4 protein-coding genes are annotated in these 16,169 nt (G+C 51.4%); all 4 read right to left on the bottom strand.

Annotated features, from left to right (window positions below; translation table 11 throughout):
- Positions 1-2: 2 nt before the first annotated feature.
- Genes MWU62_RS08480 through MWU62_RS08465 form a run of 4 tightly spaced genes read right to left on the bottom strand, consistent with a single transcriptional unit; the run spans position 3 to position 15,872 of the window.
- Positions 3-10,433, bottom strand: a complete 10,431-nt coding sequence (locus MWU62_RS08480; RefSeq protein WP_247114433.1) for a DUF5801 repeats-in-toxin domain-containing protein — start codon at positions 10,431-10,433, stop codon at positions 3-5.
- A gap of 55 nt (positions 10,434-10,488) precedes the next feature.
- Positions 10,489-11,943, bottom strand: a complete 1,455-nt coding sequence (locus MWU62_RS08475) for an HlyD family type I secretion periplasmic adaptor subunit (protein ID WP_247114432.1) — start codon at positions 11,941-11,943, stop codon at positions 10,489-10,491.
- Complete coding sequence (locus MWU62_RS08470) at positions 11,940-14,069, bottom strand: type I secretion system permease/ATPase (protein ID WP_247114431.1); 2,130 nt, start codon at positions 14,067-14,069, stop codon at positions 11,940-11,942. The genes MWU62_RS08475 and MWU62_RS08470 overlap by 4 nt, the downstream gene beginning before the upstream one ends.
- A 15-nt stretch (positions 14,070-14,084) precedes the next feature.
- Positions 14,085-15,872 carry a TolC family outer membrane protein gene (locus MWU62_RS08465; RefSeq protein WP_247114430.1) on the bottom strand — a complete coding sequence of 596 codons (1,788 nt, stop codon included), beginning with the start codon at positions 15,870-15,872 and terminating at the stop codon, positions 14,085-14,087.
- Between the last annotated feature and the right edge of the window lie 297 nt (positions 15,873-16,169).

The following is a 16,169-nucleotide window of genomic DNA, read 5'->3' as shown; positions in this document are numbered from 1 at the left end:
TCTTAATCGACCATGGTTATGCTCGTAATCTGCTCTGAAATACTTAACGATGCACCGCTGGTCGCATCGGTGTAGACCGTATGGCCATTGCCGTCGCTCCCGGCGTTTGTCCATTCGCTGTTTTTCAGGAATATGGAATCATCACCATCTCCGTCGATTTTCAGTGCATTGTTCTCATCGGTCATATCCAACACATCCTGAATACTAAGGCCTGCACCCTCTCCTACCTTGTTGGCTCCGGAGTCCTTCATGTCAATAATTTCAATATTTTCAAGTTTACTGAAGTCACCTGAACCAAGATCATCACCAAAGCGCAGCTGAACCGTATCCTCACCGCCGAAGCCGTTAATGGCCGTGCCCTCCCACAGGAACTTATCAGCTCCTGAGGTGGCGACAACAGGCGAGACATTGATATTCACTGTTGAAGTGACTTCATCAGAGAAGCCGCTCACTTGGTTACCTGAACCATCTACCTCATAGGTCTTTGCTACAATGCCGACTTGCTCTGCACCACTTGTTGTGCCATGCACAAACTGCAGGCTATCCAGCTCAGTTTGAGTGAGATCACGAATAGTGTATTCATTGCTACCACTATCGTAAGCAACACGACCATCCAGCGTACCGTCACCCACTTCTGGGCCGATAAAGAACTGCACTTTCTCGCCACCTGGGAAGCCAGTTAGCTTTAACTCCGTACGCTCGGTGTGCGTATCACCGATTGCCCCTGTGGCTGCAATGGGGTCTTTCATCGATGCGTTGAGGTTTAACGCAATCAGCTCACCTGCATCACCAAAGCTGAGAGTTGGGCTTAGGGTAATACCGCTGGCAACCGGAGTCACCTCAAAGGCTATTGGTAACTCAGTGGGTGTTGGAGCCAGTCCTGCATGCCCACTGAGCACGGTCAGATTCAACCCCGTTAAACCGCCACTCCAATTAGCTGGCGGTAAAATCGCGATGTAGGTAGGTAGCGCACCTCCAGTGACTGGAACCACCCACGTCTCGTTACCGGCGTTATTGGCCATGGTAGCGTTTGTAGCATCCGGACCGGCATATACAGTGAAGCCCGAGGGCAAGCCACTGATATAGGCCGAGCTGACTTCTTCAGCTGGGTCCACTAAGCCAGCATCAGCTCCAAAATTAAGCTCAATCGCCTTTTCTTTATCGCCACCGGTTTGTGCTTCCTCACCTGCTGCGGTAATCGTTGCCTCATAACCATTATTAGACTGCTGAATAGTCAGTGAGCCGGTTCCTTCAGATACTTTCGAGCCCCCACTACTGTTCTCTTGGTGTTCAGCCCAAACCGTGACGCCCAGTGAGCCGGTTTGGTGAGGGCTTCCTGCATCGGGTCTAAACTGCAGTTTGTCTAAATCAGCGACAGATACCTCGTAGTACTTACCATCCGAGAGTGCTGGCGCGCCTGTTGGTGCCGTTACTGACCCTAAATTTTCAATGCCATTAACATACAACTCACCGTCCAAACCATCAGCGATGTGTATAAACACTGTATCGTCTACCACTATCCAGCCAGTATCAGGTGCGCCAAGCGTGCCATCGGCGCCGTTCTCACTGCTGAGTGAGATAGTGAGGTCGATGTTTTCACCTTCATCCACCACGCTTTCGCTAACGGTTATAACGAGATCATCAGTAACCGGCGTGATTGGCAGCTTCGGTGTAGCTTGGGCATCACGACTGATGCCATGCGCATGGGCAGAAACGTTGATATCCAAGTCTAAGGTGCCGCCAGCGATATTATTCGAGTTGGCATCCTGTGGTGATGTCACGGTGATACCGCCCAGCAAATTATCCAGCGCTGTTTGAGCGCTCCCTTGTGTGACCCCTGAGACGGTTGCAGTCCATAGCGCAACTTGCTGTCCACTTTCGGTAACAAGGGTACGCGTCATGCCCGCAAAGGCTGTTTCATCATCTGGGGTGGTACGTATTGTCACGGTTAGATCAAACGGGTCAGTCGTTGAGCCGCTGCTCACCGCACCTGTGACAACACTCCCTAACACAAACGACACGTCCTCTGTTTGTGGGGTATCTATTGCTGTCAGGGTCAGCTCAGGCAAATCGACTGGGTCCGGTCCCGTATCGCTGACATAGTTTAACGTCCACTGGATGCTGTCTTCTTCAATGGTTTCTGCACCGGTATCCTGAGTGTAGGTGGTGATGGTAATTGCTTCTTGGAAAGTATTCGCATAACCACTGACCACGAACTCTAGGTTATGTGTCAGCTCTGCAGCGTTAAACGCTTCAGAACCAACCGTCATTAACCATTCACCCGGTGCTGTTTCTATTGCGCCATTGACGCTCACGCCAGCCGGCACATCTGAAATAACCACATGGATGAACTTCTCAGAGCCATCGGCATCTTGAGCGCCACCAGCATTAGTATCAGCCTTTTGCGTGATTTTCAGGCCAACGGTTACCGTGTCACCCTTCTGTGCAGTTGTAACGCCAGCATCAGTAGTACCACCTGTAATATCACCCAGCGTCAGGTCAATCTCATCGGTGGCTGCGGCAAAGTTTAGAGTGTGGGTAATGGCTGCTTTCCACTCAGCAACCGCACTGCCTATCCCCGAAGTCACTGGGTCTGTGACCTCATACTCAATGTTTAGCGTTTTCTCACCACTGAAGTTAGCTGGGCCTTTGACGTAAACATTAGGTGCTTCTTGCCCCGCTGCTACGTTAAACACATAGTATTCATCACCACTGATAGTTTCTGTAGCTGGTGTTCCAGTGCCATCGCTATTTGTGAAGAGAGTCAGTTCTTTATCTGTCACATCACTCACTTTAATACGCACAGTACTGATGTACTCGTCTGAGTCATCCCCCACAGGCATAAGCTCGAGCTCACCGATGGTGTCCTCGATGAGATTTGAACTGATCGACAGGGTTGCCTCTGGCACCGGGGTAATGTCGAAACTGACGTTTTGCGGAGCAAAGAATATCTCCGACGGGTTGTCGTTTTCAGTGACCACCGGCTGCGCAGTAAATTTAACCGTACCGCTATAGTGCTTTGGTACAGTAATTTCAACGGTAGCTAAGTGGGCTTCTGTGATTACCCATACACGGCTCTCACCACTGCCCCCTAAGGCAGGGCCAGCGTTTTCCAGATTGAAGCCTTCAGGCAGATTACTTATACGCAAGGTGACGGTTTCAGAGCCGTCAGGGCCTGCGCCACCAACACCGGTTTCACCGGATTTAAGCTCGGTGATTAAATCACTGAGCGCGACTTTTAACTGCCCTGTATTTTGATCACCAGCATCCTCTGCGTAGACCTTGTCTTGCACCAAACCCAATATTGGATCATCCGGCACACCTTGTACCTGAACCTCTGTTGGCAGAGTTTGGTTCTTGCTTGGATCCGTATCCGTAATCGTCTGCTCTGTCCCGCCGCTATCAATATAAGTGAGGGTATCGACGGACTGTGCGGTGATATCAAGGTTAATAGTGACGTTGCTGTCTTTTGGTGGCGTTAGCGTTGGCTGATTAGCCTTATCAAAGTTAATAATTTCAACTGATGTATTCCCAGCGCTACCAGTAAAGGTACCTTGAGTAGATGTACCTGACTCATTGAAATACCAGTAGTCTACGGTCGCTCCGACTGGAATCTTATCAATAGTGACATTAAAAGTTTCGTCAAGACCGCTACTGGTCGGATTAATATTGAGAGCTACTGGTGTGTCTTCAGGTGTTTTAATGATGGCATCGACTTTCAGCGTCACTTGATCGGCACGGGGCTCAATGATCAAGTTCGTCAGCCATGACTCGCCAGAAGCCTCTAGATCAGTTGCTGCATTATCATCTTCGTCATAGTCGACAGTTCCGGCTTGAACCTTAATTTTAACCACACCCGACCAGTCTGCTGGACCTTTGAACTGGACTGTGTCCAAGTACTGCATAGGGATTTTCACTGGCTCGCCAGCGAAAGGAAGAGTGACAGTACCGCCTGGACCCTCATAGGTGAAAACGCTGCCATCCAAGGTTCCAGCCGTAGCTGCACCAGGACGCGCATCGTTATTAACGGTCATATAAGGCGTTAACAATGCAAAGGTGTCTTCGCTGCGGCCATTGCTGGTGTCTACGAACCAGTTACCTGAGCCATCATCCACCCACTTGCCATCTTCGTTAGACCAACCGGCGCTGAGCTTAAAGCTTGTCGATGTTTCATCACCTAAAGCAAACCATCCATCCTCTTCACCTGTGGTTTGGTAGACGTGATCGCCAACCATGGTGACATCATTGCCATCAGCACTATCCGAGTCAGTATCCTCTAGCTCCGCAACAGGCTTAACCACAACAGTGAGCGTTTCTATCTTGCTAGCAGGATCACTGGATGAACCACCTGAAATAATACTGTGGTCAACACTGGTGACCTCAACACTTAAGTCAATGTCTTTACTGCTGTGCGCAGGGGGTGTGACAGTGAACTCTTTGAGGATGTTTTCACGTGCCTCTTTAGTGATCCCAGTAGGACTGGTATCAAAAGTAATGGTGTAGGTATTACCAACCCAAGCACCTGACCAATCAGTACTTGCTACTGGCTCAGTCATCGTCCACGTCTGCCCTTCGGCGTTCGTCCAGTTATCTGAACCGTCAGCTGTCCAACCCGCTGGTACGGTGAACGACACCTCGGTAATCACCTCACCGAGTGTTCCTATCGCTGTACTGTCATCAGTAACCTTGATGTTCTCTAGGAACTTAATAGCAGTGTCTTCATCACCTTCCGCGCCTTCAATTGCTACATCTCCGCCTACGGGCTTGATATGTAATTTGATGGTGACGCTGTCAGTTTCCACTACGGGAGGAACAAAGCCAGGGTTACTTGCACTGTCGCTATCACTGTCCAGTGCTCCTAAAATAACTTCAAAAGCTGGCAGGTCACCACTTAAATCCTTAGGTGGGGTGATGGTGATATCTGGCAAATTAGTTTCGGTACCTGCAAGCGTAAGCGCAGGAATCTCGCCAATAGTTCCGCCAAAGTTGACTGTTGGCGCGTTGCCACCAATCACATAGTCATCTCCACCAACAGTAACGGTCGTACCATCTGGCAAGCCTTTTAGCCCTAAATAACGGGTTTCACTGCCATCGGTGTCTTTAAAAGCCTCAGGCGCAAGGATGTTAGTCAGATTGAACGAGGTGTCTTCATCAAAGGTGATGTCAGCAGTTTTATCAGCGTCTGAGATAACAACCGTCACACCTGCTTGAGTGTCGTCGTCCTGAACTTTAAGGCCCACATCATCAGTCACCGCATGCACATCCACGGTGATGGTTTGTGTGCTTTCAGCGCCGTTAGTGCCACCCACATCAGCATCAGGCAATGCCTCGCCAGAGGCATCCACTTCGTAGCTTTTCACCGACACTTCAACTTCAAAGTTTTCGTGACGGTCTTCGGCTGGATGGGCAGTGATGGCCTCGTACTGATCTTTGGTTAAATGATAGACACCATTAGCCGTACCCTCTGGGTGTAATGCTTGGATATTGCTAACGTGAAAATCTGTTTGGTCAGTAATCACAATGGTGATTTTGCCATCAGTAGCTGGCTTGAGCTCTTTAGTCGCGCCACTAATCACTGTCTGCAGCACCACATCTTGAGCAACACCAGCCCCTACGACGGTGGTATCTACATCCTTTACTTCAAGGGTAATAGCGCCCACCAGCTCGGAGTAGTCCGAACCTGCATAACCCACATCTTTCTGATCAGTAGCGCCTGTATCCTTAATTGCAGGAAGTTTTAGCTCCAGTGATTTTTCAGTATCTTCCGGAGTTTCCACAACCCCGTCATCAGTACGGTCAGTAAACAAAGGTGCATCTGCCACCGGCTTAACGGTGATATTCACCGTACGCTCATACTCGCCACCATCGGTGACTACCTTGTAGGTATAACTGTCACTCCCGCGGTAGTCTTCGTTTGGCATGTAGGTAATAGTGCCGTCATTACCAATGGTAACGGTACCGTGTTCTGCATCTGTAATTACAGTGGTCGTGGTCTGGTTGATGTCAGCGTTACTAAAGCTCACGGAGTCGTCTTCATTGACCTCTAGCTCACGTGTATCGCTTGGCGGTGTATCATCTATCACTTCCACTTTGAACTTCAGATCAACTGAGTCGCCGTCACCATCGGTAGCTTTGATGTCAAAGGGCAGAACGATGTTCTCTGCTGTTGCACCACCGGCATCCAAGGTGTGGTCCAGCGGGCCTTGTAGGGTGAACTCGTAGCTTGGTGTGCCATCTGCAGCCACCTTAAGCTCGATGGTGAAGATGTCGTTAGCCCCTGCTGTAGCAGTGATGGTATGACCATCGGTGCTAGGTGCATAAGTCAAATCTGTAGTACCCGACTTCAGCCCTAAGTCGATAAGGTCTTGGATATTGCTATTAAACGTAAGACCTATATCACCAACAGCATTCACCGCGCCATCCGCACCGAAGTCAATCGGTAGGTTTTTGCCAACGATTAGTTTGCTTGGATCACTTTCACTACCTGAAGCTAGATATCTTTCATCAACAATGGCGTTATCACTAACATAACCATCACCGCCCACCTCACTGCCATCAATCGTTGGGCCATCGTCTTTGAAGGTAAATTGGCCACCTATGTCAACACCATCAGATTTGTCTGTATCACCGTCACCATCCAAGGCAGTAGCGTGAAGCTTGATGGTTCCTGAAGCGATCGTAACTTCGTCATCAGGGTCGTCCGTGTCCGTGTGCTGCATTGAACGGCTTTGAGTCAGGGTTACTTCACCATCGCTGTTCACACTAATCGTAAACGCCAGATTGCCGCCTACATCGGTTCGGCCCTCCACTTCACCCGACCCATTGATACTTAGAACAATGGCTTGCCCGGTCGCCGTGTCGATAAGTCCAGTGCTTGTCGTTGAATCAATATCCAAGCTATATACCAGTGCATCGCTACTAGCCGCGCCATCTGCGCCGTAATCCGGGGCTTTGAAAGCACCTGCAAACGCTTTTGCATCTGATGGCGTACCTAAAGAGGTTTCATCAACAATAACCTCTGGTGCGGTGAAGCCTGCTTCCACTTCAATCGCTGGGCCATCGTCCTTAAACACCAGTTTGTCGCCCAAGCTGATACTGGCACTGGCCTCATCGCCGTCGCCATCGGTCGCGGTAGCTTTTAGGCTTAGCGCGTTTTCAGCCAGACTGACTGCATCATCGTGATCACTTGTATCTGGATGACTAAGCGCGCGCGATTGGGTTAGGGTTACTTTGCCGGTGTTGCTATCCACACTGGCGGTAAACGCCAGTTCTCCATCTGTGTCGGTACGGCCTTCCACTTCACCCGAGCTGTTGATGGATAAAACAATCGCCTGCCCGGTGGCAGTGTCTGTCAGGCCAGTCACTATCGCTGGATCAATATCCAAGCTGTAAACCAGAGCATCGGTACTTGCCGCGCCATCTTCTCCAGAATCAGGGGCAACAAAGGCGCCCGCAAACGCGATTGCGCTCGAGGGAGTACCTAAAGAGGTTTCATCGACAATAACCTCTGGTGCGGTGAAGCCTGCTTCCACTTCAACCGCTGGGCCATCATCCTTAAACACCAGTTTGTCACCCAGACTGATACTGGCACTGTTTTCATCACCGTCACCATCCGTTGCGGTGGCTTTCAGCTTTAATGTATTTTCTACAAGGCTTACTGCATCATCAGGATTGGCTTTATCGGGATGTTTAAGTGCTCGCGCCTGAGTCAGGGTTACTTCGCCATTGGTACTATCTACACGTACAGTAAAGGCCAAGTCACCACTTTCGGTGCGTCCTTCAGCCTCGCCCGTCGCGCTGATTGTCAGCTCAATATTTTCGCCCGTTGCAGTATCAATCAAACCTGTTGCTAGCGTGGTGTCAATTTCGAAGCTATACACCAACCCGTTTGAGCTTGCAGCTCCGTCGGCACCGTATGCAGTGTCAAAAGCATCGGCAAAGCTCACCGCAGTAGACGGAACGCCTAACGTCGTTTCATCAACTTCAACAGAGTGAGTAACAGTCTTTTCGGAAACAGCAGGCTCATCATCGATAATATTGATTTCGAGTGTGCCATTTTTACTAGTATTACCCGCATCAAGCACCTCCAAATCAATCGAATCAAAACCGTTCAGATCGCCATTCGAACCGGGCGCCGCATTATCAAAGCGGATATCTAACTCATAGCTATAGCTGAGTTCGCCACCAACGATGGTGCTGTCAACTTCGTCCGGCGTAAAGCCATTCAGAGTCAACTTTCCGTAATCGGTATCGAGAACAACGGCTGTATTTTCCAAATCCGCCAACTGAGTTAAATCGAAGGTTTGGCCATGCACTTTGACGCTTATCAGGCCATCTAGCGCTGTAACTGTAATCTCGCCCTCTACTGTTTTGCTCTGAGTAGGGGTGTCAGCTATTAATCCGGATTCATAAACCGTCGCATGGCCTGCGGTAATAATATCGTTTGGATCATCTGGACCGTTTTCGTCTTTAGGTATGATTGTAGGCTCGCTATCACTCACACCATTGATGGTAATAACCAAAGTGGCGTCATCAGCGCCACCTTCTCGGTCCGTCATGGTATAGCTGAAGATGTCTTCTAACGTTTCGCCGTCTTTCAGCGCGCGAACATCTGGGTTGGTCTTATCAGGAACATAGGTATAGCTGCCGTCTGCTTGCAGCTTTAAGGTGCCGTAGTCACCGATAATATCGGTATCGAGCCCACCTACACTGGTGGGCTTGCTACCACCAGCAACTATGCCGGTAACGAAAAGTTGATCGCCATCCGGATCTACATCATTTTTGAGCACCCCATTTCTCGGATTAACGACTAGAGTGGTATCTTCATCTGTGCTGCCACTGTCGTCTGCAGCCGTTGGAGCCGGGTTGGTCACTGTCCAGGTAAAACTATGCTGAGTGCTGTTTCCGGCAGGGTCGAAAACAGTGATCGTTACTTCATATTCCCCATTGCCTACATTACCGGTCTGGCTGGCGGAGCTATGAATCCTTCCGCTGATAACACCCGTGCCCGGGTCTATCGTTAAGCCGCCAGGCAGATTGGCCGCACTGTAGATCAAGTTGCTTCCGCTGAAGGCGTCGCTAAACTTCCCACTGATATCAAGATTTATAGGGTCAGCATCTTGGTCGTTTTGGGGGTCCAACGCGCCTGTAAGCAATGGTGGAAGAGTATCTATCGGCTTTTCATCACGATCAGTACTGCTGTTGCCTACCGGGTCCGTAATGCTAGCCTCAACGGTTACTTTCCCCTGACCCGGGCTAACCGGAACCTGCACACGTACGCCGTTGTCGATATCTTCTTGTGTCACAGGGCGCTCAAGTAGCACACCACCATTTGGGGTCTTGACCTGTAGTAAGTCGCCCACCTTGACCGTGTCTTTATCCAAGGTAACTTTCGCGGGCACTTTTCCGTTGGAAATTTCCGACTCGCTGTAAATGCCCCCGGGGCCTGCACCTTCAAGTTCAATGCTAAGTACCGGTTTTGTTACTTCTACGAGGTAAGGGCGTTCTGCTTCAGCGGTAACCGGTTCGCCTTCAAAATAGCCACTAGTGATCGTTGCCTCAACGGTTCTGTCTTGTACAAGCTCACTTCCGGGAACCTCTGTCTGCCAAGTTTTACCATCCGCATTCACCGTTGTCTCATAGGCCTTTCCGTTTACGGTGATGGTCACTTTATCTCCGGGCTGGGCATCACCACCTACGGTGCCTGTCAGAGTAACTGGCTGTTCGGCTTCAGCTGCGCTGATAATGTCATCATCTGCAATCACATCAATAGAAATACTCAGCTCTGGTCGATCACCGCCATCGCCCGGCTCTTCATCACCGTCGTCCGGTTGATCTCCATCACCCGGCTGCTCACCTTCTCCCGGTTGTTCGCCACCATCACCTGGCTCTTGCCCACTTTCTCCCGGTTGGTCGTTATTACCGCCCGAGGGATCAACGTCATCAAGGTACTCGTCATTTCTATTTGCGAGGTGCTCATCGCGAAACCCTTTTTCCAGCTCCCTTTGCGGCAGGCTCAATCCAAGCGGCCGCAGCACTTCTTGGATTCGCGCAACGGTTACGGGTGTGAACCCATCCGCTTCAATTATTTCGCCAATGCGCACCAACTGTACAAAACCATGCCCTTCGGAAAAGGTGCCTTGATTAGACTGCGTGGATGGGTCCGTTATCGGTTGGTCGTTAGGCTCGAGAGGCGCAAGGCTTTCACTCTGCTCAACAAGGTTTGCTCTCTCTTCGGCTGTCACCTGTTGTTCGCCTAAAAACGTTAGCTGCTGGTTGTCGCCAAAATCCAGATTAACCCGCGCACCCCTCTCTAAAACCAAGGTTTCATCAATAGCCAGCTGGTCGCCCACTTCAAGTACACGGCGCTCGCCGTTTGCGTTTTCAGCCCAAGCTTGTCCGATTAGGGATACAACAGTTGCCAGAGTAGTCATACGGACCTCAAAATGTGGTTAGCCATGCGATTTCAATGCAGGTAATGGATCGATTTCAGCGTTCGCTCAAAGCGTTGGCTTTGGCACGCAGTATTGGTTTGAGCAAGTAAGATAAAATGCTCTTTTTGCCGGTCATGATGTCGAGCTGTGCGGTCATGCCCGGAATAACAGATAAGTGCTGTGCCGAATCTTTTCCGGTGGTTACGGCGCGCACGAGGTAAAACGTGTTATCGCGGTCGTCGGTGATGGTATCGGCACTGATGTGTTCAATGGTTGCTGCAATTCCGCCATAAATGGAGAAATCGTAGGCGTGCAGTTTGATAGTCGCTGGCAACCCGGGGCGTAAGAATGCGATATCTTTGGGCGCTATTTTGGCTTCCACCAGCAGGCGATCATCGCTGGGAACAATCTCCACCACTGCATTCCCGGGCTGAACAACTCCGCCAACTGTATTTAGCAGTACACGCTGTACCGTGCCATTTACCGGTGAGCGAATTTCAGAGAGCTTCACCTTGTCGGCCAGACCGGCGACACTCTTTTCTAAGCTGTTTAACTGAGAACTTGCGTCACTAAGCTCCGCTCGCCACTGATTGCGGGTAGAGGATTCAACCTCCTGCAGCCTAGATTCCGCTTCCTGGATACTGGCTTGTACCTGCCGTACACGGGCAGCGGCTTGGAGGCGCTCTCCATCTGCCGCCGCCTGATCCCGTTGCAAACGCAATATCTCGATTTCTGAAACGGCACCGGACGCCAGCAGGGGTTCCGTCGCCTGCAATTCCTGTGTCGACATACGGTAGGACTGCTCTGCAGCAGTCTTCCTCGCCCGTACTTCACTTAATTCTTGCTCCCGTTGAGCAATCTGCTCCCGGGCAACCGCCAAGCGCTCTTGCAGTTCCTTGAGGCTGGCCTTGAAATAACCTTCCTCCTGCTGCAAGACCTGTTGCTGTATAGGTGTTACTGCCTCACGGTAATTCAGCTGAAGTAGCTCGCTATGAATCAATGCCTGCAGCCGTTTCACCTTGGCGGCCAGTGCGAATGCCCGCACGCTGCCCTCCTGAAAGCTGGCCATAAATCGTGTTGGGTCTATGCGCACCAGCAGGTCGCCTTTGCTGACTCTGGCACCCTCGTCTACAAACACTTCCTCAATCACACCGCCATCGGCGGACTGAATAACCTGAAGCTGTCGGGAGGGAATAACCTTACCCTCGCCCCGTGTCACTTCATCGATCGGCGCAAACGCAGCCCAGACAATCAGAACAATACACGTCAGTGCGATGCCGTACAGCAAGCTGCGGGCGCGCAGGGTGCTTTGCTGCTCCATGGCCTGATCCGCATCCGTAGGCCAGTGCCGTGAGTTGCTGCGAAATGCGGAAAAAAACGGCCGAAACAGGCGATTGATAAAACCTTTGCCCCGAGCTCCAACGGCGTCAGCCTTGCTCAGGCGATCAAATGCCTGTTGCTCAAGCTCTTTCTGCACGGTTTTCTCTACAATCTTCGCATCGTTGCTCATTGTGCACCCCGCTGGATGCTTCCTTGCTGGAGAGCCTGAAGTACGCTTTGTTTCGGGCCATCGGCAACAATTTTTCCCGTATCCATTACAATTAAGCGATCAACCAGATCCAGTAGGCTGGTGCGGTGGGTTATCAACAACAGAGTTTTGCCTTGGCTAAACTGGCCCAAGCCTTTGCTGACGTGGTTCTCCAACATGCTGTCCATGGCACTGGTTGGCTCATCAAGCAATAAAATACTGCTGTCCGCCATAACCGCACGGGCTACTGCAATGGTTTGGCGCTGCCCACCGGATAGACGGTTACCGCCCTCCCCGACCGGCATTGACAAACCGTCTGCATGATCACCCACCATGCCTTTCAAACCTGAGATATTGATGGCCTGCAGCAAGCGTTCATTATTAGGATGCTCTATACCCAGCGTAACGTTGTCGTATACCGTGCCACTGAGCAATTGAACATCTTGTGGTATGTAACCAATATTGCGGCGCAGCTCACTCGGGTCGATCTGGCCAATGTTTACCCCATCCACTAAAAGGCTGCCAGACGTTGGCCGGTAAAGCCCCAGTATGAGTTTTTCCAAAGTGCTCTTGCCCGAGCCCACTCGGCCAAGAATGCCCACTCGCTCACCTGCCCGAATATGCAATGACACTCCAGCCAATGCATCACGCTCTTCACCGGGATACTGGAATGACACACCTTTCAGTTCAATTTCGCCGCGCAACTTGCCACGGCTTATTACTTGTTTATCTGGCTCACGATCCTGCTCGGCATCCATAATCTGTTCCACAGATGTCATGGCCGTTGCCGCTTGATGGTATTGAGTCAGCAATGAGGCAGTTTGCGAAACCGGCGCCATGGCCCGTGAGGACAACATGTAAGCCGCGATCAGCCCGCCTTGGCTCATATCCCCATTAATAACCAAGTACACACCGGTGATAATCATCACCACAGATACAACCTGCTGTATCCAGGAAGCTCCCGCGCCTACAGACATACCGAGCATGCGCTGCTTGCCGGAGCAGCCCGACAAAAACCGAGTGGTTTGCTCCCACTCACTTTGCATACGGCTACTAGCGTTGAAGCTTTTAACCGTGGGCGCCGCTACCAGACTTTCTACTAAACCGGAGTTACGCTGCGCACTGGCTTGGCTCATGGTTTCTGAAAGCTGGTGCATGGTGGCCTGCACCGAGAGGGCGTACAGAATAATAATCGTTGCGCCGATCAGCACCGGAATCACCATCACCGGTGAAATTAACGCGATAATGACCACAAAGAGCAGGAAGAAAGGCAGGTCGATAAGCGCCGTTACGGTCATGGAACCAATGAATGAGCGAACGGATTCAAACGACTGGACATTCGCCGCAAACGAGCCCACAGACTGTGGAGCATGTTCAAGCCGAGTACCCAGAATGCGCTCCATAATGCGCGCGGATAAAGTGATATCAGCACGAGTTGCTGCCAGCTCAACAAACCAGCTTCGCAGGAGGCGTAGCGCAAGATCAGCGCAGATGATAATCAGAGCTCCAAGCGCAAGAACCCACAAGGTGTCCGTAGCATGATTGGGTACCACCCGGTCGTAAACATTCATAACGAACAGGGGCATGGTTAAGGCGAACAGGTTGATAAAGAACGCTGCAATCAAGATATCGCGATAAACCGGCCGGTTCGCCTTTATCACACTCCAGAACCAGTGGCCGTTATCTACTGTTGTGGCAGCCCCGATTTTACGTTGGTCCAAACGAAAATCCGGACGGCAGTAGAGTGCAATACCAGTGTAGGTCTCTTGGAAATTGGCAAGCCCGAGCTGCTGAACTTCCATGTCTATTTCTGGCATCCGCACTTGCACTGTCTGCCCCTGAAGGTCAATGCTTTCAAGCAAACAGGCACGGTTACCATCGAGCAAAATAACGCAGGGAAGCAGCAAACTGTTCAGGCGCTCCAACGGCTGCCTTACCAGCTTTACCTTCATATCGACCCGTTCCGCTGCGCGCGCAAACACCGAGGGCGACAAGCGGCCACCAACCAATGGCAAGCCAGCGACCAGCGCATCATGGCTGGTCGTGGTGCCATTTTCAGCAGCAAGCCATAAAAGGCAGGCGCTCAGGGGGTCGTTCATCTGATCCATAGCGGCGCTTCAATCTCACCTTCTGGCGTGAGTAACACGTACCTCAACGCGGCGATTCATGGCACGCCCTTGGGCAGTGTCATTGCTTGTACGGGGTTGGGAGGCGCCCACACCTGAAACCAGCATAACGGTGTTTGCAATGCCACTGTCGATCAAGGCATCACGTACCGAAATCGCTCTGGCAAGGGATAGCTTCCGGTTCAACGCATCGGAGCCCGAGCTGTCGGTATGCCCAACAACATTGATTGACTTAACCGTGCCGCGCTCCAGCAGGCGTTGCGCGAACTGCTGCAGGCTAGCCATTGCCTCAGGCTTGAACTCAGCGCTGCCAACATCAAATAGAGTGTCACTGCCAAGGGTCACGATTTCTTCGGTATCTGCTATTTTCATAAACCGATCGAAGCTTCTGGCGCCCTCGTCGGGAAGTGTGCAGTAGCGGCTGGAGCCCGGCTTAACCGACTGGTTAATATCACCCAAGTTCGGTAACTGGTCGCTACCCACGTACAGGGTGTCCAGCAAGCGCCCCATGCTGTGAAGCGTTTGTAAGCGATTGATCTCCAGATCGTAGGAGCCATTGATATAGGCACGCTCAGCCTGGAAAAACTCGTTTTCAGAATCGAGTACATCTAGCAAAGAGCGGCGGCCGATATCGAACTGTTCACGATAAGCACCTAATACACCCGAAGCTTTTTCGCGATGGGCCGAAAGAGAGTCAAGCTTCACCTGCAAATTGCGCACATCGCCGTGGGCAATCGTCGCTGTTTGACGTAAATCGACGCAGGCTTTATCCCGCAAGCTTTCCGCCTGACTGATACGACGGTCCGCCGCACGTTCGGCTGCCCGGTCGCTGCCACCACGATAGAGGTTGTAGCGTGCACGCAACTCGATAACCGTATCCTCCCCGTAAGAGTGCGGGTTTGTGCGCTTATCGAAGCTATTATTGTTTTTATAGGTGCCATGGCGAGCACCTAGCTCAATTGTCGGGTAACGGCCCGCCTTCGCCTCACCATAGGAGGCTTCAGACGCCTGAATCTCCTCAAAGGCCGCAAACAAAGCCGGGTTATTGGCGTATACCGCCTCAAGAACCTGACGCAACTCCTTAGGCACCGCCTGCTCTTCTACTTCATAAGCGCTTAGCTGCTCTGCCGGGAACCGGCCAACCAAGCGCTGGAACCGCGCGGTAACGCTCTGCAGGTTGGCTATCTCTGTCATTAAGTTAGAGCGCGCCAAAGACAAGCGCCCATCGATTTGCTGCAGATCGGCACGGTTGCTTACACCCCGGTCTGCACGCTCGCTGACGTGGCGTTGCACACGCTGGTGATTGGCCACATTCTCCTGTGCTAGGGTTACAAGCTCTCGATGCCGTAGAACGCTTAGATAAACTTCGCCCGCTTCCAGTGCCTTGGTTTCTGCCTCGTCCAACAGTTCATAATAGCGTGCCCGACTGCTATGCTCGGCTCTGGCAACGGCGTTTCGCACTCGAAATCCATCAAACAGCATTTGCGTGAGTGACACTTCGGCGTAATTGCGGTTATAACTACCGCGACCATCGTAATCACGGTCTCCCATGCCGCCAGCTGCGCTGACATCAAGAGATGGCAAGTATCCGCCAAAGGCTTCCCTTTGGTCGTAGGTAGAGGCTTGAAAGGCACTCAAACGAACTTGTAACTCCGGATTGGTTTCAAGCGTTTCTTTTACAACGCTTAATAAATCATCTTGATGCGTAGTTGCAGCATTAATAGTTGCGGAAAAGCTCAAAGAAACCGCGAGGGCAAGTTTTGCGACAGAAGGAACTCTAGCCATAATATCCTCAAGGCAACCGGCACAGGCTCTGGGCCTGCAACGGGTGTGATCAATGCGCTGGCGTTGATGAATGTCGGGCAGAAATTGGTTTGAACAAACACAAAGTGGTAGCTCGGAGCTACACCTGAGCTTGGTAGGACCCAACTCAAAGCAGCGAGTTATTCACCTAATCCTACCCCGCGTGTGGAGATGAACCTTTGATCGCGGGCTAGAACCTGTGCGGGAAGGGAATATTTTATTTGCTATACAAAACTCAGGGGTTGCTTGAGAGCCGGGCTAGATTAAATGAAAGGATGA

It is taken from the genome of Marinobacter sp. S6332, assembly GCF_023016045.1.
GTDB lineage: Bacteria > Pseudomonadota > Gammaproteobacteria > Pseudomonadales > Oleiphilaceae > Marinobacter.
The sequence above is the reverse complement of the archived record's forward strand: the minus strand, read 5'-3'. Positions and strand labels throughout refer to the sequence as shown.

Coding starts and splice junctions, on each gene's coding strand:
- MWU62_RS08480 (WP_247114433.1), bottom strand. CDS start 10,433: ATGACTACTCTGGCAACTGTTGTATCCCTAATCGGACAAGCTTGGGCT.
- MWU62_RS08475 (WP_247114432.1), bottom strand. CDS start 11,943: ATGAGCAACGATGCGAAGATTGTAGAGAAAACCGTGCAGAAAGAGCTT.
- MWU62_RS08470 (WP_247114431.1), bottom strand. CDS start 14,069: ATGGATCAGATGAACGACCCCCTGAGCGCCTGCCTTTTATGGCTTGCT.
- MWU62_RS08465 (WP_247114430.1), bottom strand. CDS start 15,872: ATGGCTAGAGTTCCTTCTGTCGCAAAACTTGCCCTCGCGGTTTCTTTG.